The organism is Streptomyces sp. NPDC049040, assembly GCF_043197715.1.
Classification (GTDB): Bacteria; Actinomycetota; Actinomycetes; order Streptomycetales; family Streptomycetaceae; genus Actinacidiphila.
Genome location: NZ_JBICTO010000001.1, coordinates 815,377 through 839,688, shown reverse-complemented (window position 1 = coordinate 839,688; position 24,312 = coordinate 815,377). Strand labels below are relative to the sequence as shown.

The window sequence follows — 24,312 nt, the reverse complement described above, 5'->3', positions numbered from 1 at the left end:
AATGCCCGGTCCGACGCGCGGAATCGCCGGAGGGAGCAGGCCCGGAATACCCCAGGGGGGTATATGGTTGGCAACAGGCAGGGCAGGACCTTCCGACCGCTCACGAAGGGGACGGGCCATGGACCACTCAGGCCACGAGCACGGCGGCGGCCACAGCGGCCACCACACCGGCCACCACGGCAGCCGTGCCACCGGATGGCGCGCCACCGGTTGGCGCACCGCCGCGCAGGCGACCCTGCACTGCCTGACCGGCTGCGCCATCGGCGAGGTCCTCGGCATGGTCATCGGCACCGCAGCCGGGCTGCACAACGGGGCCACGGTCGCGATCTCCATCGCCCTGGCCTTCGTCTTCGGCTACGCGCTGACCATGCGCGGCGTCCTGCGCGCGCAGGTGGCCTTCCGGCGGGCCGTGAAGATCGCGCTGGCGGCCGACACCGTGTCCATCGCCGTGATGGAGCTCATCGACAACACCGTGATGGTGGGCGTGCCCGGTGCGCTGGACGCCGGTCTCGACGACGCACTCTTCTGGGGCTCGCTCGCCTTCTCGCTCGTCGCGGCCTTCCTGATCACCACACCGGTCAACCGCTGGATGATCGGCCGCGGCAAGGGCCACGCCGTCGTGCACGCCTACCACTGACCGCCCCCCGGGGGGCTACCGCGAGGCCTTGTCCTTCTTCCAGGGGGCGACGCCCAGCTTCCCCGTGGTGCCGAGGTCGAGTTCCGGCGTCACCGTCACCGGCTGCGCGCCGGGGGCAGCGGTCACCCGCACGTAGGGAACATCGACCGGATCGCCGTTGGTGACGGTGTTGCGCCACATCAGGCCGGAGGTCGCGCGTTCGCCGGGTGCGAGGGTCATCGCGCGGACCGGGTCGTCGAAGTCGGTGCCGGTGGTGATGCCGCCGCTGCCGTGCAGGACGGCGACGCCGGTGATGGCCTCGTGCTTCTCGTCCGAGAGCTGGATCCGCGGGAAGCCGTCGAGCCGGTAGGGGCGGGTCGAGCAGTTCTCCAGGTGCAGGCCCACCACCCGCAGTCCCATGGCGGCGTCGCCCTGGTCGGCCGTGACCCGGATGCCGGAGGGCGGGCACGGCCCGGACGGGACGGGGGCCTCGTCCGACGGGACGCTCCTGACCTGGTGGATGCGCACGCTCGCGGGTGCCTGGCGCCCCGCCACCGCGTCGGTGATGCCCGTGGAGGCCTTCACGGTCTGCCCGGGAGCGACGTGCCGCACCGTCGCCACCGGGAAGCCCAGCCCTTCCCCCGAGGCGGTCCTGACCTCGAACGTGATGGTGTAAGTCATCGGCTGGGAGCCGCGGTTGGTGGCCTGGAAGCCGATCCTGGGCTTGCCCGGCGTCTGCGGGCCGCAGTCGAGCGACCCCTGCTCGGGAGAGGTGATCTCGACCCCGTCCTGCGCCAGCTGCTCGGGATCCGCGGGCGGGGTACAGAGCCCGGTGCCGTCCGCGACGGGGCGGGTGTCGGCTCCGGTGCCCACCTCCGTCCCGCATGCCGTCAGGAGCAGGGCGCCGGCCAGCACGGCGGGGAGGACGAGAGAGGTGCGCATCGGACCACCCCACCAGAGCGGGTGCCGATTCCCCTGTGACGGGGGTCACTTCTCCCGTCACAGGGGCGTCACAGACGGCACGTCCGGGATCGTGCGTCCCGGCCGGGAGGTCCTATGCCGGACCCACCGTCAGGGTGGTGATGCGCTGGGCGCCGTCGGCGGTGTCGGGGCGGGCGCTGGTGAGGTCGAGGCGGATACGGGCGGTGTGCAGCGGGGCGAAGGTGATCACGGTGGGCGCGTCGGACCCGGCCGCCCAGCTGACGGCCTGGTTCCCGGCGGGCACGTAGCGGTCGCCGTCCCAGTAGGAGACGGTGACCGACGACGGGAGCGAGTGGGCGGCGTCCACGGTGAAGGAGACCGAGACGGAGTCGATGCTCCGGGGCGCCGCCCAGGCGACCGACACCCAGTCGGCCGGGCGGGCGCCGCCGAAGGCGGGGAGCAGCGCGGTGGCGCTCTTGCGGAAGGAGTTGGACCAGCCGGTCGCCGGGTCGCCGTCGAGCATGGCGGCCGGCAGCGTGGTGGGAGCGCCCGAGTAACTGGCGTCGGCCAGCGGGTAGTCGGGGGCGGCGGGCGCCGGGCCGGGGGCGAACCGCGCGGGCGGGGTGGTCGCGGGGTCGGACGCGTGGACCGTACGCACCCGCACGTCGGCCGGGTGCAGGCCGGCCGCGGTGGCGGTGACGGTGAGCCGGCCCGGTGCGGTGCCGGAGCGGACGATGGCGAGCGCCTTGCCGTGGAAGGCGGTGCGGTCGGCGGCCTGGTAGCGCTCGGCGCTCTCCTGGCGGCCGTTGTCGAGGCCGGCCAGCGAGCCGCCGCTGACCTTGAAGCCGATCAGGTGCTCGGCGCCGGGCACGACGGTGCCGCGTGCGTCGATGACCTCGGCGGTGACGTAGACCAGTGAGCGCCCGTCGGCGGGCACCGTGTCGCGGTCGGGCAGCAGCCGCACGGTGTGCGGGGCGCCCGCGGTGCGCAGCACATCGGTGGCGACGGTGCGCCCGCCGCGCCGGGCGACGGCCTTGAGCTCTCCCGGCGCGAAGGGCACCTGCCAGGTGAGGTGGAGCTTGCCCGCGCTGCCGTTGGGGCTGGTGTAACTGCCCGGGTAGGGGCCGCCGGTGACCGTGCGGTCGTCGCCGGTGGCCTCGGTGGTCTCCAGGTAGGTGCGCCCGTCGGTGGTCTTCTTGGTGTCGAAGCGGCGCACGCCCAGGGAGCGGCCGTTCAGGTACAGCTCCACGGTGTCGACGTTGGAGTACGCCCAGACCTCCACGGTCTCCCCGGCCCTGTGGTCGGTCCAGTCCATGGGCACGAGGTGGACCATGGGCTCGGTCGTCCACTGGCTGCGGAAGAGGTGGTACATGTCCTTGGGGAAGCCGGCCGTGTCGACCGCGCCGAAGAAGGACGCCTTGACCGGGAAGACGCCGTAGGGCGTCGGCTCGCCTATGTAGTCCATGCCCGACCACAGGAACTGCCCGGCGAAGAAGCGCCGGTCGCGGTCCTTCTTCAGGCCGTACTCGCCGCTGATCGTCCACGAGGCGAGGTTGTTGTCGTAGCTGGAGGTCGCACGCTTGCCGGGGGTGTGGTTCTCGCCGGTGTTGAGGTGCTGCGGCTCCTGGTAGGCGCCGCGGGTCGAGGTCTCCGAGGAGGACTCGGACTCGAAGAGGAAGAGGTGCGGGTAGCGGGCGTGCAGCGCGTCCACCGAGGCCGCGGTGTTGTAGTTCAGGCCCAGGCCGTCGAGTTTGGCCAGCATCAGGTCGGCCGCGGAGCCGGCCGCGGGCAGGCCGCGGTATTTGTCGGAACCGATGACGACCGGGCGGCTCGCGTCGCGGGAGCGGACGGTGTCGATGAGGCTCTGCGCCATGGCGAGCCCGGCGGTGCTGGTGGAGTCGGGGATCTCGTTGCCGATCGACCACATGATGACCGCGGGCGAGTTGCGGGCCGCGTCGACCATCTCCGCGATGTCGGCGGCGCTTTCCGCGTCGAAGAAGCGGTGGTAGTCGTAGGTGGTCTTGCCGGTGCGCCAGCAGTCGAAGGCCTCGACCATCATCACGATGCCCAGCTGCTCGCAGACCCTGATCATCTCGGGGGAGGGCGGGTTGTGCGAGGTCCTGAAGGCGTTGACGCCCATGGACTTCATGATGCGCATCTGCCGCAGCAGCGCGTCGGCGCTGATCGCGGAGCCGAGCGCCCCTTGGTCGTGGTGCAGGTCGACGCCCTGGAGTTTGGCGTACTCGCCGTTGACCGTCAGGCCGAGTTCCGGGTCGACGGACACGTGGCGGATGCCGAAGGTGGTGGGCAGGCTGTCCACGGTCCTGCCGTCGACCTGCACTTCGGCGTCGAGCCGGTAGAGGTGGGGCGAGTCGAGTGACCACAGCAGGGGCCGGGTCACGGTCATCTCCAGCGTCGCCGTCCCCTGCCCGGCGGCGGCGAGGTCGAGCGGGGCGGTGGCCCTGGCCACCTGGTGGCCGTCCGGGTCGCGGACGGTGGCGACGACGGTGGCCCTGCGGGCCGCGTCCGTCTCGTTGACCGCGCTGATCTCCGCGCGGACGGTGGCGTGCCCGGCGCCCACGGTGTCGGCGAGGCCGGGGGTCGTCACATAGGTGCCCCACCGGGCCAGGTGCACCGGGTCGGTGATGACCAGCCGGGCGTTCCGGTAGATCCCGCTGCCCGAATACCAGCGGCTGCTCGGCAGTTGGTTGCGCACCTGGACGGCGATCACATTGCGGGTGCGGCCGTCGGTGTGCAGCAGGTCGGTGAGGTCGAGGGCGAAGCCGGTGTAGCCGTAAGGGTGGTTGCCGACCAGCGTGCCGTTGCAGTAGACGTACGAGTCCATGTAGACGCCGTCGAACTCGACCGAGATCCGGCGGCCGGCCGTGGCCGGCGGCAGCGTGAAGGACTTGCGGTACCAGCCGAGGCCGCCGGGCAGGAAGCCGGTGCCTCCCGAGGTGCCCGAGTCGGTGGTGGGCGTGAGCTCGATGCTCCAGTCGTGCGGGATCGCCACGGTCCGCCAGCGGGAGTCGTCGTAGCCGGGCGCCGCGGCGTCGGCGTAGGCACCGGTCGGGTCGTCGATCCCGGCCGGGTTGACGAGGGCGAAGCGCCATCCGTCGGCGAGGTCGACGGTCCTGGCGGGTGCGGGGCCGTGTGCGGGATCGGGGACACCGCCGTGGGCGGGTGCGGCGGCAGCGGTGGAGACGAGCCCGGGAAGAGCCGGGGCTGCGGCCCCCACGGCTCCGGTGACCAGGAAGGACCTGCGGTTGACCGGCACTGCGACCACTCCTCGATGAGGGTATACGCGATGAGGCGATGGTGGTGTTTACGCTAACAATGAATCAGCAACGAACAGAATCCACCAACGCCAGACGGATTCTTGCAGTGCGGCACCCGCCGGGGTCAAGAGCCGTGCCCCACCTTCCGCCCGGATCCCGCGAACGGGCCGTCCGGTTCGGCACCCCGCGCGGAACCCCTGGACCCTCCCGCACCTGTGCGGCGGGTGGATGGGCGGAGCTGCGAATCCGCCGTAGAGTCGGACACGTGTACTGCCGGCCGGGGGCCCGGCGCGCGGGTCGGGGACGGCGTGTCCCCCGGGGGAGGGCAAAAGCCGCATGAGTCGTCGCTCCAACAGCGGTCCGATCGGTGTCTGGGCCGAGATGCAGCGCCAGCAGCAGCGGCAGCAGGAGGCCCAGCAGCGGGCCAGGACGCAGCAGCAGCGCGAACGGGAGCGGCAGCAGCGGGCGTACGAGCGGGACATGGCCCGGCAGAGCCGCGAGCAGCAGGCCGCATACCGGCAGCAGCAGGAGGCCGACGCCCTGCGCCGCACCGAGGAGTTGGACGCCCGCGTCGAGGCGCTCGGCAGTCTGCTGGCCACCGGATGCCGCGCCCCTGCCTTCCGCACGGCCGTGCTCGTGCGTTCCGAGCGGCTCGAACCCTTCGCACCGGGACCGCTCGCCCACCCCGTCCCGATGCCGGACCCGCAGCGCTACCAGGCCCAGGCGCAAGGCGGTTGGGGCCGGACGAACCGGCGGGCGCAGGAGGACGCGCGGGCGCACTACGCCCGCGACCTGGCCGCCGCCCAGGCCGCCGAGGCGCAGCGGCAGCAGCAACTCGCCTCCTACCGGCAGCAGTACGACCGGTGGGCCGCCGACCGGCTCGCCGAGATCCGGCGGCACAACACCGGGGTCGAGCAGCTGGCGGCCGCCCTGCGCGCCGGCGACCGGAACGCGGTCGCGCAGTACTTCTCCGCCGCCCTCTACTCCTCCACCGCGTGGCCGCAGGAGATGCCGCGCCAGGTGGACGCCGCGTACGACCCGGGCGCGCGGCGGCTGGTGCTGAACTGGGAGCTGCCCGGCCACGACATCGTCCCCGAGGTGAAGTCGGTGCGGTACATGCCGACCGCCGACCGGTTCAAGGACACCGCCCGCCCGGTGACCCAGCGCAGGGCGCTCTACCGCGACGTGCTCGCCCAGTGCGTGCTGCTGGCATTGCGCGACGTCTTCGCGGCGGACGAATTCGGCGCGCTGGACTCGGTCGCCCTGAACGGCTACGTGGACGACCACGACCCCGCGACCGGCCGGGAGGCGCGCATATTCCTGGCCGCCGTGACGGCCTCCCGTACCGCCTTCGAGGCGCTGGACCTCGCCCGGCTGAGCGCGGTGGACTGCCTGGTCGACGGCTTCCACGGCCGGCTCTCCGCCCGCCCCGACCAGTGCGCCGCGGTACGCCCGGGGCAGCTGCCCGAGGACGTGGGCGCCGGGGCCGCCGCGGCACCCGAGCCCGCCGCACCCGAGCCCGCCTCCGGCCAGGACGACGACGAGCCCAACCTCTACGCGATGGATCCGCTGGACTTCGAGCTCCTGGTCGCCGACCTCTTCCGCGCCATGGGCATGGAGGCGGTGACCACCCAGCGCTCGGGCGACGGCGGCGTCGACGTGGACGCGGTCGACCCGACCCCGATCCGCGGCGGCACGATCGTCGTGCAGGTCAAGCGCTACCGCCACACCGTGCAGCCCACAGCGGTCCGCGACCTCTACGGCACCGTCCAGCACACCGGCGCCAACAAGGGCGTCCTGGTCACCACCTCCCGCTTCGGCCCCGGATCGCAGGCCTTCGCCCGCGGCAAGCCGCTGGAGCTGGTCTCGGGCGAGCAGCTGGTCGAGCTGCTGCACCAGCACGGGCTACGCGGCCGCCTCGGGCCCGCCGCCCGCCCGCCGGTGCCCGCGGCCCCGCCCACCCCCGAGCACAACGTCTTGGGCGTGTCCTGGTCAGGCACGGTCGCCCTCGACGTCTGCGCCCTGGTCTGCCGGGGCACCACTGTGCTGAGCGACGACCACTTCGTCTTCTACAACAACCCCCGCACCCCCGACGGCACCGTCACCGCGGTCCCCCCGGCCGCGCCCGACAAGGCCGCCCTGCGGGTCGCGTTCGACGCGCTGCCCGCCGAGGCCGACCGCCTGGTGCTGGCCACCGCCGTCGACCCGACCGTCAACCCCGACGCCGACCTGTCCGGCTTCACCCGGGCCGGCATCCGCCTGCTGGACTCCTCCGGGGCCGAACTCGGCCGTCTCGAGGTCTCCGACGGGCGCGCCGGCGAAACGGCCCTGGTCCTCGGCTCCTTCCGCCGCCGCGCGGGCGGCGACTGGGACTTCGTCATGGGCGGCAAGGGCTACACGGGCGGCCTCGAGGCGCTGATCCGCGACCACGGCATCGACGTCACCTGAGGGCGCGCCACCGCGCCCGCACCCCGCGGGCGCTGGCCGGTCGCCCGACGGACGGGAAGGCGGGTCAGGCCGGCGCGATGTTCTGGTTCGCGTGGAAGAAGTTGTCCGGGTCGTAGGTGCGCTTGACCTGCGCGAGCCGGTCGTAGTGGTCGCGGTAGGTGCCCCTGACCCGGTCCTGGCTCTCGCCGGTGCCCATGAAGTTCACGTACCCGCCGCCCATCGACTGCGGGTGCAGCGCCTCCCAGTACTCCACACACCAGCGCTTGATGGCTTCGGCGTTGGCGGGGTCGGGGTCGATGCCGGCGATGACACCCGACCACGTCGCGTCCCGGTACGCCCACGCCGTGTCCTGCGGGGCCACCCGGTGGGCCGCCCCGTCCACCGGATACATGTGCATGGTCGACAGCGCGGTCGGCATCGCCTGCGCGAACGCGGCGTGCACGTCGATCGCCTCGTCGGTGATGCGGTCGAAGAAGTCCCCGCGCCAATACCACTGCAGCCCGGCCGGCAGCAGGTCGTCGAACATCGACTGCACCGCCGGATACGGCATCGGCGCGGTGAAGTGGAAGTCCGGCGGACCGGGCGCGTCCACCACGGAGAGCACCTTCTCCGCCTCGCCCTCCTCGCCCGTCCAGCACCACACGACGCCGCACATCTTCCGCCCGTGGACGGATTCGGGGAACGGCGGGGCCGGCGGGACGGTGAGCTCGGCGAAGAAGCCGTTGAGGTCGTCGGGCGCCTGCGGCAGGAATTCCCGGTACCACTGGAGCACGTCGCGGATCCGGTCCAGCGGCCACAGGGTGATCCCGAGGACGACGGTGTCCACGGGGTGCAGGCCGAAGGTGAAGGAGGTGACGACGCCGAAGTTCCCGCCGCCGCCGCGCAGCGCCCAGAACAGGTCCTGGTGCTCCCGCTCGTCGGCGGTGACGAAGCCGCCGTCCGCCGTCACGACGTCGGCGGACAGCAGGCTGTCGGCGGTCAGGCCGTACTTGCGGGTGAGGTGGCCGTGGCCACCGCCCAGGGTGAGGCCGGAGACGCCGGTCGTGGAGACGATCCCGGCGGGGACACCGAGGCCGAAGGCGTGCGCGGCCCGGTCGAGTTCGCCGAGCAGGGTGCCGCCCGCGACCTGCGCGGTCCTCGCGCCCGGGTCGACCGTGACGCCGGTCATCGGCGACAGGTCGACGGTGACCCCGCCGTCCACGAAGGACAGCCCGGCGCCGCTGTGCGCGCCCCCTCTGACCGCGATCTCCAGGCCGCGGTCGCGGATCAGGCCGACGGCCTCCCGCACGTCGGCGGCGTCCCTGCACCGCACGACGGCGGCGGGCCGCCGGTCGATCATCGCGTTGTGTGCCGTGCGGGCCTCGTCGTATTCCGGATCCTGCGGGGCGATGACCGGTCCGCGCAGCGCGGCCCGCATCGCCTCCAGCGCCGTGCCGTCCATGGCCATCTCCCTGTGGAGCCTCTCCTACAAGCCTCTCGCCACCCGGCCCGGCCCGCATCCCCGCAGGCGGGGGCGGGTATACGTTGCGAATCCCCGTGCCGGTCGACGAGACTGCGGCCATGACGGGTGAACCGATGCGGGCCGACGACTCCTCCGGGCACCTGGCGGCGCCCGCCATGCGGGCTTCCGACCGGGACCGTGACCAGGTCGTGGAGATCCTCCAGGTCGCCGCGGGCGACGGCAGGATCACCGCGGAGGAACTCGACGAGCGCCTGGACGCGGCACTGACCGCCCGCACCATGGGCGAGCTGGCGGGACTGACCGCCGACCTGCCCTCGGAAGGCATGCCTCCGCAGGCCAAGGACCTGATCCGGATCGACCAGCGCTTCGGCGACGTCACCCGCAACGGCCGCTGGCTCGTCCCGCGCCGCATGGAGATTCGGCTGACCTTCTGCGACGCGAAGCTCGACTTCACCGAAGCGGTGATCACCCACGCCGCCCTCGACATCGAGGTCGACCTGCGCATCGGCGGCAACCTGACGCTGGTGACCCGGCCGGGCGTCGTCGTCGACACCGACGGGCTGGAGCGCAGCAGCGGCGAGATCAAGATCCGCCCCGGCCACGACCCGGACGCCCCCACCATCCTTCGGGTCCACCTGTCCGGCGAGTCCCGCGGCGGCGACATCACCGCCCGCCCCCCGCGCCGCCCCTTCCCCGCCCGCCTGCGCCGCGGCTGAACCGCCCGGCGACCGCCGCGGACCGAAACCGCGGGCAGCCGGGCCCACCCGGGACCTGGCCGGCCCGCAGCCGGCCCCGGCGCCCGGCGCGGCGCCCTCACCTGGGCCTCCGCGGATCCGGGCCACGCCAGGAAAAGGCGGGCGCCGGAATCTGTTCACCCGCAGGTCCTCCCCGGCGACGGGCGGAAGGCCTAGCGTCGTGCGGCATGGACAAGGAGTACAACGGCACTGCCGAGATAACGCGTCGTGGCCTCATCGTGGGCGCCGTCGCGGCCGCGGGGATCGCCGCGACCGGAGGGACCGCGACCGCGGCCGCCGCGCAGCCCGACGGCCATGGCGGCGGGGGCGCCCCCGGGCACGGCGGGGGGCCGGCGGCATTCAAGCCGCCGGTGTACGAACTGACCGTCGCAGGTGAGTCGGTGGTGAGCAGCCGGGTGGACCGCCCCGTGGCGCCCGGCATCGCGCTGACCTCGTTCGACGTCTTCGGGCGCACCGGGTGGCTGCGCGCCCACGTGCTCAACGCCGACCTGGGGGACGCCTCGGTCTCCGTGGACCTGGTCGCCGACAAGGTCAGCGACGCACGGGCGCTGAAGGGCGCCACGGACGCGCAGCACGCGGTCGCCGCGGTCAACGGCGACTACTTCGACATCACCGAGACCTTCGCCGCCGAGGGGCCCGAGATCCAGGACGGACGGCTGCGCAAGGGGACGAACCAGGCCTCGACGGTCATGGCGTTCGGCGCCGACCGGGTCGCGCGGCTCGCCGACCTGATGATCGCCGGGACCGTCACGGTGGCCGGGACCGGGCGGCCGCTGGCCGCGCTCAACTCCGCCTCGGTGCCCGCCGACGGCATCGCCGTCTTCACCCCGCTGTGGGGCGCCGCGGACCGCACCCTGCTGGCGGACCCGGGCCCGTACACCGAGCTGGTCGTCTCCGGCGGCCGGGTCACCGCGGTCGGCGGGCAGATCACCGCCACCCCCGTGCCGGCCGACGGCCTGGTCGTGCTGGGCCGGGGCGCCGCGGCGGCCCAGCTGGCCGGAGCGCGCGCGGGCGACGCCGTCAGCGTGGACTTCGCGCCGCAGAGCGACGCGCCCACCGCCCTGCGGATGGCGCTGGGCAGCGGCGCGGTGCTGGTCAGGGGCGGTACCGCGGTGGACTTCCCGCCGAGCACCGGCAATGACGCGCCCAAGCCGCGTACCGCGGTGGGCTGGCCGGCCGGCGGCCACCGGCTGCTGCTGGTCGCGGTCGACGGGTCGGCCAACTTCTCCGCGGGCCTGAGCTTCGACGACATGGCCACCTTGATGGTGCGGCTGGGCGCGTACGAGGCCTTCATGCTCGACGGCGGCGGTTCCACCGAGATCGTGGCCCGGCGGCCGGGCGACACCGGCGTCGGCGTCGTCAACACGCCGTCGGACGGCGGCGAGCGCCCGGTCCCCAACGGTGTGGGCCTCTTCGGCAGGCCCGGCTCCGGCCGGTTGCACGGGCTCGACGTCCGCCCGCAGGCCGACCGGGTGGTGCCCGGCCTCACCCTCGATGTCGCCGTCGCCGGTTACGACGAGGCCTGGGGGCCGGCCCCGACCGGCGGGCAGCACGTCGGCTGGACGGCTGAGCCCGGCTCGCTCGGCAAGGTGAGCGACGGCGTCTTCCGCGCCAGACGGCCCGGCGCCGGGGTGCTGCGCGCGCACGCCGGTTCCGCGGACGGCGAGCACGGGCTGCGGGTGCTCGGCGACCTGCACCGGCTCGCCTTCACCGAACGGGCGGTCACCATCGAGCCCGGCGCGACGGCGGCGGTCGGCCTCACCGGCTACGACGCCGACGGCTTCGACGCGCCCGTGGCGCCGCGGGACGTGGCGCTCGACTACGACAGGGCCGTGATCACCGTGGCGCCCGGCGCGGACGGCACCCTTGCGGTCACCGGCGCCGCGGGCGCGGGCGGCAAGGCGGCGACGCTCACCGCGACGGTCCAGGGCGTGGTGGCGAAGCTGCCGGTGACGGTGGGTCTGGTCGATGTGCCGCTGGCCGAGTTCGAGCCGGGCGAGACCTGGACGGCGCTGGCCGCCCGCGGCACCGCGTCGGTGTCGGTGGTCGCCGCCCCCGACCGGCCCGGCGCCGGCGCGGACAACCACGCGCTGCGGCTCACGTACGACTTCACCGGCCAGACCAGCACCTCGGCGGCCTATGCCGTCGCGGGAGCCGGGCCGCTCACGCTGCCCCCCGGCACCAAGAAGCTCGCGCTGTGGGTCAACGGCGACGGCGGGAACCACTGGCTGCGGGCCATGCTGTCCTCGCAGGGCACCACCAATGTGCCCTTCACCTTCGCCACCGTCGTCGACTGGACGGGCTGGCGCCGGGTCGTCGGCGACCTCCCGGCCGGCTTCTCCGACCCGGTCACCCTGACCCGCGTCTACATCGCGGAGACCTCGCAGACCAACAAGAACGCGGGCCGGCTGGACTTCGACGGCCTCGCCGCCCAGGTCGGCCAGCAGCCCGACCTCGCGGAGCCGCCGCGGCCCGACCCCTACGTGGTCGAGCAGGGCGGCCTGCCGGACCGCCGCTGGACCTTCGCCGTGCTGTCCGACCTGCACATCAGCGCCGCGGCGGGCCTGGACTCCTTCTCCGGGCGGCAGGCGGTGGCCGCGCTCGGCCAGGTGGTCGCGAGCAAGCCGGACTTCATCCTCGTCAACGGCGACTTCGTCGACAACAACACCCCCGCGGACTTCGAGCTCGCCGACGGGCTCCTGCGCGACCACGTACCGGCGGACCTGCCGGTCCACTGGACGCCCGGCAACCACGAGGCGGGCCTGTCCGCGACCGGCGGGCTGGACACCTTCCTCTCGGTGACCGGGCGGCCGAACCGGCAGATCGTCGACCACAAGGGCACCCGCTTCATCCTGCTCGACTCGCACACCGGTGACATGCGCACCTCGGACTGGTCCCAGGTGCCGCTGCTCCAGGCCGAGTTGGCGAAGGCGGCGGACGACAGGTCGGTGACCGGCGTCGTCGTGTCCTTCCACCACCCCCTCCAGGACCCGTCGGGGGCCGGCGCCTCCCAGCTGTCCGACCAGCTGGAGGCCGGGCTGCTCCAGCGGTGGCTGGCCGACTTCCGCGAGCGGTCGGGCAAGCCGGTGGCACTCTTCACCGGCCATGCGCACACCGCGTCGGTCACCAGGACCGACGGGGTGCTCGACGTGACCACACCGGCGGTGGGCAAGACCCCCTACAGCTCCCCCGACCAGGGCGGCTTCTTCGGCTGGATGCATGTCTCGGTCGACCCGCGCCCGGCCAGGATCAGGGCCGGGCAGCCGAGCCCGGAGACCAGGGAGTGGCTGCGGGCGGAGAGCCGGCCGCTGATCGACGGGATCGATCTGACGGCGCCGGGGCAGCTCGCGGTGGGGGCGTCGGGCACGGTCGCCGCGACCGGTGTGACCAGCGAGTTCGGGCTGCGCTTCCCGCTGCGCTTCCCGGCCAGCGTGACCTGGTCGGGCGGGCACGGGCTGGTGGTGGCGGCGTCGCCTTCCGACGCCAGGGCGGCCTCGCGCCGCCCGGGCACGCTGGCCGTGCTCGACCTGACCGCCGGCACGCTGACCGCGGTACGCCGCGGCCGGGTGACCCTCACCGTGGCCGCCGGCGGTCTGACCGCCTCTGCCGAGGTCGCCCTCGGCTGAGCCGGTACGCCGTCCCGGCCGGGGTCTCCCCGACCGGTTTTCCCGGCCGGGACGGCGGTCCGCCTCGTTACGCACCCCCGGAAAGCGCTCTCACGGAATCGCGCCACCGGCAGGCGGCACTGAAAAGCCGCCCGAAAACAGCGGGCGACTTGTTTCGTGGCCGCCTGAATTGTCAGGACATTCGAAAGCCCCCGCCACGCGTGCACTGACGATCATTCGCGAAAGTTTTCTGTCGATCAGGTCGCATACGGCAGGTGACGGGTGATGAGCGGCCGGTGATTCGGGGCGACCACACTACGGGCAGGGGGAATTCACAGGTTCGGCGCAAGGCCTGCCGGTGGTCGGCAAATCGGCCGGGACAACCGTGATGTATGGGTTTTTCAGGGCCTGAGATCGCGCAGGAAAGAGCCGCGCGGGCCGATCCCTTGGTGTAGCGTCTGCCCCCAGGCGGAGCGCCGGCACGGGAATCACCGGGTGCGACAATCCGCTTTCGGGGGCGTTTGCGTCATTCCCGCGGGAATGCACATTCGGGCCCGGCGGAGGTCGAATACGGCCGTCCCGTCGTGCCCTTCCACGGACGCGTCTCAGCAGGGAGCGGACAGGATGCCTCATGTGGCGGTGCGCAGGTGTGGACCCCGGGTCGCCCCGGTTCTCGCGACGGCCGTGGCGCTGCTGCTCGCGGCCGTCCTGTGCTCGCTCCTGCTGGCACCCGGCGCCTTCGCCGCCGCACCGCCGATACCCGGCTCCCCGCTCGACGCCTACGACAAGAACGTGCCCTACGACGTGGGGGCGCACAAGCTCGCCCGGCTGGCCGCGCTGATCGCGTACGCGCTGATGGTCGCCACCGTCGTGCTCGGGGTGGTGCTGCGGCTGCGGTTCATGCAGCGGGCGGTCAACAGGGCCACCTTCTACGGGGCGCACATGACGCTGGCGCTCTCCGCGATGATCTTCGGCGGCATCCACGGGCTCACCTTCATCTACCAGCCCGTCTGGCAGATCGGCTGGACCCGGCTCACCGTGCCCTTCACCGGCGGTGTGCAGCGGATCCCGGTGGGCTTCGGCATCCTGGGGACCGAACTGGCCATCGCGGTCGGCTGCTCGGTCTGGTTGCAGCGCAGGCTCGGCTACCACCGCTGGCTGCGCGTGCACCAGCTGGCGTATGTGTCCTTCGGGCTGATCTGGCTGCACATCTTCCTGGTCCACCCGGAGCCGCGGCACCTCAACCTGGTGTCGGTGGGCATCGCCGCGGGCGCCGGAACGATCCTGCTCGCCTTCCTGATCCGCGCCCTCCCCTCCCGCTCGCGGCTGCGCAGACGGGGCTTCCCCGGCGGGGCGGGGGCGGTCGAATGACCCACCCCCCGCAGGGCCGCCCGGTGGCGCACCCGCACACCATGCCCGCCGTCCCCCACCCGCAGCCGTACGCGCAGCACCAGCAGTACCCGCCCGCGCCGCCGCAGCCCCACGCCCCCGTCCACCCGCAGCCGCAGGTGTACACACCGGCGCCGCCCCAGGCGTACACCCCGCCGCAGCTCCACCCGCGGCCGCCGCACACGGTCGAACTCCAGTCCACCGTCGAGACGATCCCGGCCGACTCCTTCGACCTGCCGCGCCCCGCGCTGGTGCCGGAGGACGAGCCGGTGCGGATCAGCGTCGACAACAACCGCTGCCACATCTACGGCATCTGCCAGCAGGAGGCGCCGGAGGTCTTCCGGATCTCGGAGGGCGGCTCGCTGCACTACACCCGGGCGGTGCCTGCCGAGTTCGCGGCCAAGGCGCGGCAGGCCGTGCGCTGCTGCCCCATGCAGGCCGTCACGATCCGCGGCGGCAGCCCAGGCGCCGGGGCGGCGCCAGGCGACCGGCGTCCCGCCCGCCCGCTGCGCAGCGGGACCGCCGCCAGGGCCGGCCGCCGCCGCATCGTGGTGGCCGGTGCGGGACTCGCCGGGCTGAGCGCGGCGACCCGGCTGCGGGAGCGCGGCTTCGACGGGGAGCTGGTGCTCGTCGGCGAGGAGCCGCAGCGCCCCTACAGCCGGCCTCCGCTGTCCAAGCAGTACCTGTCGGGCGCGCTGAGCGAGGACCAGCTCACCTTCGGGGCCGACGAGGGGCTCGACGCGCACTGGCTGCTCGACACCCGCATCACCGGGCTCGACCTCCAGGGTTCCGCGCTCGAACTCCGGGGCGGCGAGCGGCTGCCCTTCGACGGCCTCGTCGTGGCGACCGGCGTGGACGCCAGACGGCTGCCGGAGGCACCGCTTTTCAGCGACCGGATCCGCACCATACGCACCCTGCGGGACGCCGCCGCGGTGCAGCGGGCCATGCACGCGGCGCAGGCCCACCACGTGGTGATCCTCGGCGGCGGCTTCATCGGCTGCGAACTCGCCTGCACCGCACGCGAACACGGCATGGACGTCACCCTCGTGGTGCACAGCGCCCCGCTGCTGCGCAGGGTGCTGGGTGAGAAGGTCGGCGCGGTCGTGGGCGGCATCCAGCGCAGGGCCGGTGTCGACGTGCGGCTCGGCACCCGGATCAGCGACTGGCAGGACCGCGGCGACCTGCTGCGGCTGCGGCTGGACGACGGGGCGCTGCTGGACTGCGACTTCGTCGTCCTCGGCCTCGGCAGCGAGCCGCGCACCGACTGGCTGCGCGGCAGCGGACTCGACGTCTCCGACGGGGTGTTGTGCGCGCCGACCTGCCATGCCGTGGACGAGTGGGGCCGCACCATGCCGCACATCGTCGCCGCAGGCGACGTGGCCCGCTGGCCCAACCCGCGCTTCGACGCGCGGCCGCGAAGGGTCGAACACCTCATCCACGCCGTCGAGATGGGCCAGCACGCCGCCGACTCGCTGCTGCGCGGGCCCGCCCGCGCGGCCCGGTTCGCGCCGGTGCCGCGCTTCTGGTCGGAGCAGCACGGCACCCGCATCCAGGCGGCGGGCATCCCGGCGCTGGGCACCGAGGTCGAGGTGGTCGAAGGGTCGCTGCGCTCCGAGCGCTTCCTGGCCCGCTACTCCCGGCAGACCCCCTACGGCCCGCAGATCGTGGCCGCCGTCGCCTTCGACATGCCGCTGGAACTCCTCGACTACCGCGACCAGATCGGCCGTTCCCGGCCGCGCACCCGCACCCGCACCACGACCAAGAGGAAGAGACGATGAGCCGAGGCGCCGGTCCCCGCGGCCGCCGGGCCGTCCGCCCACCGTCGGGCGGACTGCTGCCCTGGGCGCTCAGCCTGCCGGCCCGGCTGCACATGCGCTGGCTGGTGATCCTGGTCGTGACGGCGGCGGTGATGGGCGCCTACGGGCACGTCCTGCTCACGGCCGCGCCCATGCCGCCCGGCAAGGCGCCGGCCGCGGGCACCGCGCACGGCTCCCGGCCGACCGCGAGCCCGGCGCCGCCGACCGCGCCGCCGACGGCCACCCGCGCCCCCGAGGTCGGTTGAGCGGCGGGCCAGGGAACCTCGCGGACGCCCGCTTTCACGGGGCCCTGAACAGGCCGGGGAAGCGGGGCGCGAGCCAGGGCCTGCGGCCCCAGGCGAGGATCTTGCCGCGGGACAGCGCGGCGACCGGTCCGCGCCTGCCGAGGGCGATCAGCAGGAAGGTGACCGGCTCGGCCACGATCGTGCAGTCCGGCCGCGCCGGGCGCCCGGCACTGACCACGGCGGCGCCGCCGGTGAAGGTCACGGTGAAGCCGGTGCCGCCGCGCAGCCGCAGGTCGTAGCAGGCGCTGTGTCCTGCGGCGGCCCGTGCGTCCACCACCCTGGGCATCGCCAGCGTCACGAAGGGCAGGGTCAGCGCGACGTTCGCCGCGTCGATCATGTGCGGGCGGCGCAGCGCGACCGCGATGTCGTAGCCGTGCCCGAGTATGTGGGTGAGCAGGTACGCGCCCAGGGTGCCGAGGTCCATCGGTCCCATGGGGGTGACGACGGGGTCGTCGGCCCTGCGGGAGGCGGCCGCCGCGGTGAAGGCCCTGGCGTGCGCCACGATGCCGTCCGCCAGGGGGGCACCGCCCCTTTCCGTGAAGCGGGCCAGCGCGGCGGCGTTGGCCGCGGCGAGGCTGCCGGGCGTGCCGTCGCCGTATCGGCGCTCCTCACCGCGCGCCAGGTCGGCCATCAGCTCGTTGGCCAGTAGGAGGTGGGCGGCGGCCTCGCCGACCGTCCACTCGGCCCCGGGTATCCGCACGGCGGTGTCCGCGGCCGTACGCACCAGGTCCGCCGTCCGCTCGGCGGCCTCGACGATGGCCGCGGCCAGTGCGGTGGGGCCGGCTCCCGGGTGATTCGATCCGTCCATGCGGCAGAACCCTGCCCCGCACGGGTGCTTCTGTCCACCCTCGCCCGGCGCCGGGCCCGTCCGGGGACGGAAGGACGAGCGGCCCGGCAGGACGGCCTGCCCGACACCCCGGCACCCGCTCGCGGCGGTCGGGCCCGCACGGCCTCACATCCGGGATCTCAGCACGTCGACCTCACAGCCCGGCGCCGTGGGGTCGAAGCCGTGCTCGGTCAGCCAGCGGATGACCAGCAGGCTGCGCAACGACCACCACGCGCGGATCACGTCGAGGTCGACGTCTGCGCCGTAGCCGGCGATGACGTCGCCGAGGCGCTCCTCGTGTCCGAGCGTCAGGATGGCGAGGTCGAAAAGGGCGTCCCCCTCGCCCGCCTCGGACCAGTCGATGATGCCCGTGACCTCGTCGGCGTCGACGAACACATGGGTGATCTGCAGGTCGCCGTGCGCGAACACCGCCGTCCACGGCCGGAGCGCGGCCTCGGCGACCTGGCGGTTGCGCGCGACCAGGTCGGCCGGCAGGACGCCGTTCGTCACGAGCCACGCGCATTCGCGGTCGAGGTCCGCCGCCAACTCGCCGGGGCTCTTTCCCCTGGCGGGCCAGGGCGGCAGCGGCGCCTCGTGCAACCTGCGGATGGCGGCGCCCGCCGCGGCCCATGCCGCGGGGGACGCGGTCGACGGCTCGCCGAGGCGGCCGAGCGCCGTCCCCGGGACCGCGGCTATCGCGAGCACGTGCGGCTTGCGCCACAGGACCTCCGGGGTCGGGACCGGCACCAGGGCCATCGCCTCGACCTCGACGTCGAGGCGCGCCTGATCGGCGTCCACCTTCAAGAACACGTCGCCGACGCGTAGGGTCGCGCGCTCGGAATGGGCGACGACGACTTCGACCTCATCCATGGGCGACCACTATCCCGAGGATGGCCGTCGGCGTCGCCGGGTTTTCCGCCCGCGAGCGCTCGGCCGGCCACGTCCCGCCGCCCGGTGGCCTCGTGCGCCGCACCGGCCGCCGGGCGGGTCGGGTCCACCGCTCGCGTCAGGAGTCCTGCGGGCCGACCGTCAGGACGACCTTGCCGATCTGGGCGTTCGACTCCAGGTAGCGGTGGGCGTCCGCGACGGAGGCGAGGGGGAAGGTGCGGGACACGACCGGGCGGAAGGCCCCCGCGCGCAGGCCCGAGGTGACGAAGGCGGCGGCGCGGCGCAGCCGCTCGGGGCGGGTGGTCGTCTCGAAGACCAGGAAGGTCCGCATGGACAGCGCGGGCATGCCGAGGTCGATCGCCGGGTAAGGGGTGGGCTCGCCGCTGAGCGCGCCGTAGACCAGCAGGGTGCCCTCGGGGGCGGTGACGGCGGCGAGGTCCCGCACACCGGGGCCCGCGACCGCGTCGAAGACGATGTCGGCGCCCCGGCCGCCGGTCGCCGCCCGTACACCCTCGGCGATGTCCTCCGTGCCGGTGACGACGACGGCAGCGGCACCCTCCTTGAGCAGCGCGTCCCTCTTGGCGGCCGTACGGGTCAGCGCGATCGGGACGGCCCCGACGCGTTCGGCGACATGGATCGCTGCCAGCCCGACGCTGCTGGACGCCGCGTTGACGACCACCGTGTCCCCCGCCTGCATCCCGCACACCTGGACCAGCGCCCCGTACGCCGTCAGGTAGGGCATCCACACCGCCGCGCCCTCGACCGCACCGAGCCCCTCGGGCCGGTGCAGCAGGGCGGCGGCCGGCACGATGGCCTGCTCCGCGTAGACCCCGAAGTCGTTCTGCGAGAACGCGGGCACCGTGCTGACCGGCTCGCCCGGCGCGAAGCCGGTGACACCGGGGCCGACCGCCTCGACCACTCCCGCGGCCTCCGTGCCGAGCCTGGCGGGGAAGCTCCTGACCTGCTCGATGTAGTGGCCGCTGCGGAAGAGCGCCTCGGCCCGGTTGACGCCGATCGCCTCGACCCTGATCCGCACCTCGCCAGGACCCGGTTCGCCGACCTCGACGTCTTCGAGCCGCAGCACCTCGGGGCCGCCGAGTTCGTGGAAGAGCACCGTCCTGGCCATGTGCGTGGTCCCTTCGTCCGGGGTCGGGTGATCCACTGAACCCGAAAGTTCGATGACGGTCAAGCTTTGATGGTTGTCGTACTATGACGCCATGAGCGCCACGGACACCGACCGCATCCCGCCGCACCCCGATGTCACGGCGATCACCCTCCAGCAGCTGCTGGACGCGCTCGTCGACCCGGTGCGGCGCAGCATCGTCACGCAACTGGCCGACGCCGCGGCCGACATCAGGTGCGGCGACTTCGACCTGCCGGTGAGCAAGTCCACGGCCACGCACCATTTCCGGGTCCTGCGCGAGGCCGGCCTGATCCGGCAGGCCTACGCGGGCACCTCCCGGATGAACACCCTGCGGCGGGCCGAGGTCGACGCGGTCTTCCCCGGCCTGCTCGACGCCCTCGTCAGCGCCGACCGCGCCGGGACCTGATCCGCGGGACCGTCACACGGACGCCGCCGCGTTCACTGCCGGCACCCGGGGCCGACCGGGCCGGCGGGAAGGTAGCCGCGGCGCTCCTCGGGGGTGAGGTCACGGGCGAGGGCGGTGCAGACGGCGGTGGCCGCGGCGGGCGCGCCGGTGAGGCGGAGGTGGAAGAGGAGGGCGGTGCCGTCGACGGAGGTGGTGGCCAGGGTCCGGCCGTCGGGGGCGAAGGCCACCGAGGTGGTGGCGGTGAAGCCGGGGATCAGGGTGTTGCGGGTCTGGTGGGTCATCACATCGATCAGCCGCACCGAGCCGTCGGCGCTGCCGGTGGCGACCGTGCTCCCGTCGGGGCTGAAGGCGACCGAACTCACCGGGGTCGTACCGCCCGGCAGGTCCGCGAGCAGCCGGCCGGAGGCGGCGTCCCACAGGAAGACGGTGCCGTTGCCCGCGGCGCTGGCCAGCGTGCGGCCGTCAGGGGCGAAGGCGACCAGCGTGCCGTCGGGCTGCTTCCTGGGCGGCAGACGCGTCCCGCCCGACGTGAAGCTGCGCAGCGTCGCACCCTTGGCGGCGTCCAGCAGCGTCGTACCTCCCGACGCGTCATTGACGGCCAACCGCTTGCCGTCGGGGCTGAAGACGATCGTGACGGGCGCCGCGGTCAGGCCGGTGTGCAGCACGACGGGCGTGGCGGGCCCGCCGGGCGCGGTGCCCCAGCGTTCCAGGGTGCCGCCTGGGCCCTGCGAGGTGATCACGGTGCCGCCGTCGGGGCTGAGCGCGGCGGCGGTGGCATGGTCGCCGACGATCCGCGCGCTCGCGGCCCCGCCGCGCCACACCCTCAGCGTCCCGTCGTACGCCAGCAGCGCGACCGTGCCGCCGTCGCGGTCCTGAAGCAGCCGCTGGGCCGGCGGGGAGGCGCCGGGCAGGCCGTCGGGGACGGGCGGTGCGCTCCGGGTGGAGGTCCACTCCCCTGACGGTACGGCCCACCGGTCGACGGAGCCGTCGGCCGTCCCGGTCAGCAGCTCCGTGCCGCGCGCGGCGAAGGCGACCCCGGTGGTCGGGTGCGCTCGGGCGCCGGTCGTGGTGAGCCCGGCCGGGAAGAGGCTGCCGCCGGCCGCCGGCCGCGGGCCTGGCCGGGTGAGCCGGCGCGGCAGCAGCGCGCCCGTCGTGTCGTAGAGCGAGACCGCGCCGTCCGACATGCCGAGCGCCAGCTCCCGCCCGTCGGGACTGAGCACCATCGCCGTGACCGCGGCGCCCAGCCCGTCGAGTGAGACGGTGCCGCGGCCCTCGGCGATGTCGAAGACCCGCACCGCCGCGTCGTCGAAGCCGACGACCAGGGTCGTGCCGTCGGAGCCGAAGACGAAGGCGCCGATCCTCTCGTTCGTGTCGGCGGTGACCTTGAGCCGCCACGGGCGCGCCGCGGCCAGGTCCCACACCGTGATCCCGGGCGCCGCGTCGACGGCGAGCCTGCGCCCGTCCCGGCTGAACACCGCGGTGCCGCAGGCGCACACGCCGGGCAGCACCGCGCGGCGGGCGCCGGTGACGGGGTCCCAGACGCTGAGTTCCTTGCCGTCGCGGGCCGCGAGCAGCCGGCCGTCGCCGCTCAGGCCGAGGAAGACGTACGGCGGCGGCAGCAGCTCGCGGACCCTGCCCGAGGCGGTGTCGCGCACCGTCACCCCGCCGCCCGGCGCCGTCGCGGCCACCAGGCCGCCGCCCGCGTCGAGCGCGGGGCCGCCCGGGTCGCGGACCGGCGCGGCGGGCATCGAGCGCGGGGCCGCGGGCCCCCGGGTGGCGGGGGCCGCGGTGCTGCCGGCCGGGGCGGTCGCGTCGGTGGTCCTGACGGCGCCGCTCGGATAGCCGCTGACCACGCTGCGGTCCCCTGGTGCGAAGGCCAGCGTCACCACCGCCTGCGAGCCGGGAGCGGAAAGCGGGGCCGTGTGCCCGCTCGCCACATCGGTGCGCAGCACGCTGCCGTCGCCGACACCCCACGCCAGGCTGCGCCCGTCGTGGCTGAAGGCGAGCGCGCCGACGGGTCCCGCGGCGGCGCCGCCCGGGGGTACGAGCCGGCGGTCCAGCGGGACCGCCGCGGCCCGCAGGACACTGGCGTACGCCTCGGGGGTCCCACTGGTGCGGTAGGCGCGCACCGCGAGCAGCATGCTCAACTCGGTGTCCGCGCCGTCCAGATGGTCGGCCTCGGCGGCGAGCCTGCGGGACAGCGACTCGCGCTGCGCGGCGGCCGCCCTGCCGTTGGCCTGGCGCTCCGCGCGGCTCTGCTGCCAGCTGATGCCGCCGGCGACGGACGCCAGCGCGAGCAGCAGGGCAAGCGCCGTGGTCAGCACCCGTATCCGCCGGTCGGTGCGGGTCCTGGCCAGCTCCTCGTGGTCGCGGGCGCGGATGCTGGCATCGAGGAAGGACGCCTCGAGGCCGATGAGCGACGCCCGCCGCGCGGCCGTCGCGAAGGTGGCCTCCGAGGCGTTCAGCCGGTTCCCGCGGAAGAGCGCTCCCGGGTCCCGGTCCAGTTCGCGCCACAGACGGGCGGCCACGGCCAGCTGGCGGTGCACGTAAAGGCGCTCGCGGTCCTCCTCGATCCAGCCGCGGTAGCGCGGCCAGGCGTCGAACAGCGCCTCGTGCGCCAGCCGCAGGATGTCGCCGTCCGCGGTCAGCAGCCGGGCGGCGACCAGCTGCTCCAGCACCTCCCCCGTCCCGCCGCCGACCGCGTCGAGCTCCGCCAGCTCCGCGCGCCCGACGGGGCGCATCGTGTCGGGGACGCCCCTGCCGGGCGTGACCATGCGCAGCAGGATGCGCCGCGCGGTGTGCGCCTGGGTCGCCGTCAGGCGGGCGTGGACGCTCTCCGCGGTCGCCGCGATGGCGCCGTGCAGGCCCCCGGCCGCCTCGTACATCTCCTCGGTCAGCACCCGGCCGCGGCGGCGGCGCCAGGTCTCCAGCAGCACGTGCGACATCAGCGGCAGGCCGCCCGGCTGCTCGCCCGTCTCGCGGACGATCCGCTCGGTCAGCGAGCGCTCCACGATCAGCCCGGCGGCCGCGGCCGGCCCGACGACGGCCTCCCGCAGTGCGGCCGGGTCCATCGGCGCGACCAGGACGGTGGCGTCCCGCACCGCGTCCGCCAGGCCCCGGTGCTCGGCGACCCGGCCGAAGAAGTCGGCCCGCACGCCGATCACCACGCGGAGCCTGCGCTCCGCATCCGCCGCGGTCAGGATCCGGTCGACGAAGGCCGAGCGCTCGGCGGCGTCCGCGCCGAGCGTGTACAGCTCCTCGAACTGGTCGACGACCACGACCGTGTCGCCGCCCGAACCGCCGTCGTCGGGCGCCGCCTCGAACAGAGCACCGTGCGTGGTGGCCGGTTCAGGACCCGGGGTGAGCACGCGGATCGCCGCGGGGCGCAGTCCCGGTCGGTTTTCGTCCCGCAACGCGGGTATCAGCCCAGCGCGCAGCAGCGAGGACTTCCCGCTGCCGGACGCGCCGACGACCACGACCAGGCGGTGCGAGCGGACCCGCTCGGTGAGCTGGGCGACCAGCGCGTCACGCCCGAAGTACAGCTCGCGGTCGTCGAGTTCGTAGCGCGCCAGGCCGCGGTAGGGCGGTTCCCCCTGCCCGTCGTGCCCCTCGTCGGGCTCCGGCTGACCGGCCGCCTCGTACCAGCGCCGCTCCCAGTCCTCGATGTCGCCGCCGCACGCGCCGACGTACGCGCGGAGCGTCGGCAGGCTGGGGAAGCGCTCGCCCGCGGCCGCCTGCGACAGGGTGCTCGCGCCGCAACCGGAGCGGCGGGCCATCTCGCGGTAGGTGGGACTGCCCGCCTCCACCCGCAGCTTGCGCAGTTCGTACGCCAGCCGCCGCAGTGCGCCGCCGGCCGGATCCAGCGGACGCTCAGGACGTCCTGCCATGCCCCACCCCTTGCTCGCCCCCGGCCGTATCCGGGGCCCCCACGGATGACGCTACGCATCTGCGGCAGGCAGGGGCAAGCATGTTCGTCTCCCGCCTCTGGAGTCCCACCCGGCTCGGGGTGACCACCAGCCGCATTGATCCGGCCTGGAAGGCGGGCTGCCAAACAATGGCGGATCTGGTGAAGTCGTACTTGCCAGGCCCGAACCCGGGGGGGCGTACCGGCACCAATCCGGTATGCGGACCTGGCCGGCCCGCCGCGGCCCCGTATCCGCGGCGGGCCCAACCCCCACCCGACACACAGGGACGGCCCCCTCCCCGACACGGCACCCGTCCTCCCGACGGGCACCCACCAGGGGCGCGGGGAACTGCGCGAGCAACCACCCACGGACCGAAAGTGGGAACGGCACCCCCTCCCCCCGACGGCACCCACCAGGGGCGCGGGGAACTGCGCGAGCAACCACCCACCGACCGAAAGTGGGAACGGCACCCCCTCCCCCCGACGGCACCCACCAGGGGCGCGGGGAACTGCGCGAGCAACCACCCACGGACCGAAGGTCCGGAAATAACCGCACCCCCCGTGCGAGC

Annotated in this window: 15 protein-coding genes; 8 read left to right on the top strand and 7 right to left on the bottom strand. The window is 74.2% G+C overall.

All coding sequences use genetic code 11. The features are described from left to right. Positions 1–118 precede the first annotated feature (118 nt). Positions 119–637, top strand: a complete 519-nt coding sequence (locus ACGFMP_RS03810; RefSeq protein WP_393670044.1) for a DUF4396 domain-containing protein — start codon at positions 119–121, stop codon at positions 635–637. A 15-nt stretch (positions 638–652) separates the two neighbouring features. Here ACGFMP_RS03810 and ACGFMP_RS03805 read toward each other — a convergent pair whose 3' ends face one another. Both ACGFMP_RS03805 and ACGFMP_RS03800 read right to left on the bottom strand, forming a co-directional pair. Then, positions 653–1,558 (bottom strand): DUF4232 domain-containing protein, encoded by a 906-nt coding sequence (locus tag ACGFMP_RS03805; protein ID WP_393670043.1) that lies wholly within the window; start codon positions 1,556–1,558, stop codon positions 653–655. Positions 1,559–1,670: 112 nt separating this feature from the next. Then, entirely contained in the window at positions 1,671–4,814 is a 3,144-nt protein-coding gene (locus tag ACGFMP_RS03800; RefSeq protein WP_393670042.1) for a glycoside hydrolase family 2 TIM barrel-domain containing protein, read from the bottom strand. 337 nt (positions 4,815–5,151) lie between these two features. Here ACGFMP_RS03800 and ACGFMP_RS03795 point away from each other — a divergent pair, with 337 nt between their 5' ends. Beyond that, positions 5,152–7,263: a restriction endonuclease gene (locus tag ACGFMP_RS03795; protein ID WP_393670041.1), complete on the top strand. Its 2,112-nt coding sequence runs from the start codon at positions 5,152–5,154 to the stop codon at positions 7,261–7,263. A 64-nt stretch (positions 7,264–7,327) separates the two neighbouring features. Here ACGFMP_RS03795 and ACGFMP_RS03790 read toward each other — a convergent pair whose 3' ends face one another. Continuing rightward, positions 7,328–8,704, bottom strand: a complete 1,377-nt coding sequence (locus tag ACGFMP_RS03790) for an FAD-binding oxidoreductase (RefSeq protein WP_393670039.1) — start codon at positions 8,702–8,704, stop codon at positions 7,328–7,330. Positions 8,705–8,823: 119 nt separating this feature from the next. On the opposite strand from ACGFMP_RS03790, the gene ACGFMP_RS03785 reads away from it, so the two are divergent. The 5 genes from ACGFMP_RS03785 to ACGFMP_RS03765 all read left to right on the top strand — a co-directional run bounded on the left by ACGFMP_RS03785 (position 8,824) and on the right by ACGFMP_RS03765 (position 16,536). After that, positions 8,824–9,441 (top strand): DUF1707 domain-containing protein, encoded by a 618-nt coding sequence (locus tag ACGFMP_RS03785; RefSeq protein ID WP_393670038.1) that lies wholly within the window; start codon positions 8,824–8,826, stop codon positions 9,439–9,441. A gap of 206 nt (positions 9,442–9,647) precedes the next feature. Then, complete coding sequence (locus ACGFMP_RS03780) at positions 9,648–13,106, top strand: phosphodiester glycosidase family protein (RefSeq protein ID WP_393670037.1); 3,459 nt, start codon at positions 9,648–9,650, stop codon at positions 13,104–13,106. Between the two features lie 603 nt (positions 13,107–13,709). Continuing rightward, positions 13,710–14,456, top strand: a complete 747-nt coding sequence (locus tag ACGFMP_RS03775; RefSeq protein WP_393670036.1) for a ferric reductase-like transmembrane domain-containing protein — start codon at positions 13,710–13,712, stop codon at positions 14,454–14,456. Continuing rightward, positions 14,453–16,252 (top strand): FAD-dependent oxidoreductase, encoded by a 1,800-nt coding sequence (locus tag ACGFMP_RS03770; protein ID WP_393670035.1) that lies wholly within the window; start codon positions 14,453–14,455, stop codon positions 16,250–16,252. The genes ACGFMP_RS03775 and ACGFMP_RS03770 overlap by 4 nt, the downstream gene beginning before the upstream one ends. Next, positions 16,249–16,536 (top strand): hypothetical protein, encoded by a 288-nt coding sequence (locus ACGFMP_RS03765; protein WP_393670034.1) that lies wholly within the window; start codon positions 16,249–16,251, stop codon positions 16,534–16,536. The genes ACGFMP_RS03770 and ACGFMP_RS03765 overlap by 4 nt, the downstream gene beginning before the upstream one ends. Positions 16,537–16,570: 34 nt before the next feature. On the opposite strand, the gene ACGFMP_RS03760 is transcribed toward ACGFMP_RS03765, so the two are convergent. From ACGFMP_RS03760 to ACGFMP_RS03750, 3 genes are all read right to left on the bottom strand, one after another. Continuing rightward, the gene (locus ACGFMP_RS03760) at positions 16,571–17,383 is read right to left on the bottom strand and encodes a maleylpyruvate isomerase family mycothiol-dependent enzyme (RefSeq protein ID WP_393670032.1); all 813 of its coding nucleotides are present in this window, start codon (positions 17,381–17,383) and stop codon (positions 16,571–16,573) included. A 144-nt stretch (positions 17,384–17,527) separates the two neighbouring features. Continuing rightward, on the bottom strand, positions 17,528–18,271 hold the full coding sequence (locus tag ACGFMP_RS03755) for a phosphotransferase family protein (protein ID WP_393670031.1): 744 nt from the start codon (positions 18,269–18,271) through the stop codon (positions 17,528–17,530). A 136-nt stretch (positions 18,272–18,407) separates the two neighbouring features. After that, complete coding sequence (locus tag ACGFMP_RS03750; RefSeq protein WP_393670030.1) at positions 18,408–19,415, bottom strand: zinc-dependent alcohol dehydrogenase family protein; 1,008 nt, start codon at positions 19,413–19,415, stop codon at positions 18,408–18,410. Positions 19,416–19,506: 91 nt separating this feature from the next. On the opposite strand from ACGFMP_RS03750, the gene ACGFMP_RS03745 reads away from it, so the two are divergent. Next, positions 19,507–19,839, top strand: a complete 333-nt coding sequence (locus tag ACGFMP_RS03745; RefSeq protein ID WP_393670029.1) for an ArsR/SmtB family transcription factor — start codon at positions 19,507–19,509, stop codon at positions 19,837–19,839. Between the two features lie 32 nt (positions 19,840–19,871). On the opposite strand, the gene ACGFMP_RS03740 is transcribed toward ACGFMP_RS03745, so the two are convergent. Beyond that, positions 19,872–23,726: a hypothetical protein gene (locus tag ACGFMP_RS03740; protein WP_393670028.1), complete on the bottom strand. Its 3,855-nt coding sequence runs from the start codon at positions 23,724–23,726 to the stop codon at positions 19,872–19,874. Between the last annotated feature and the right edge of the window lie 586 nt (positions 23,727–24,312).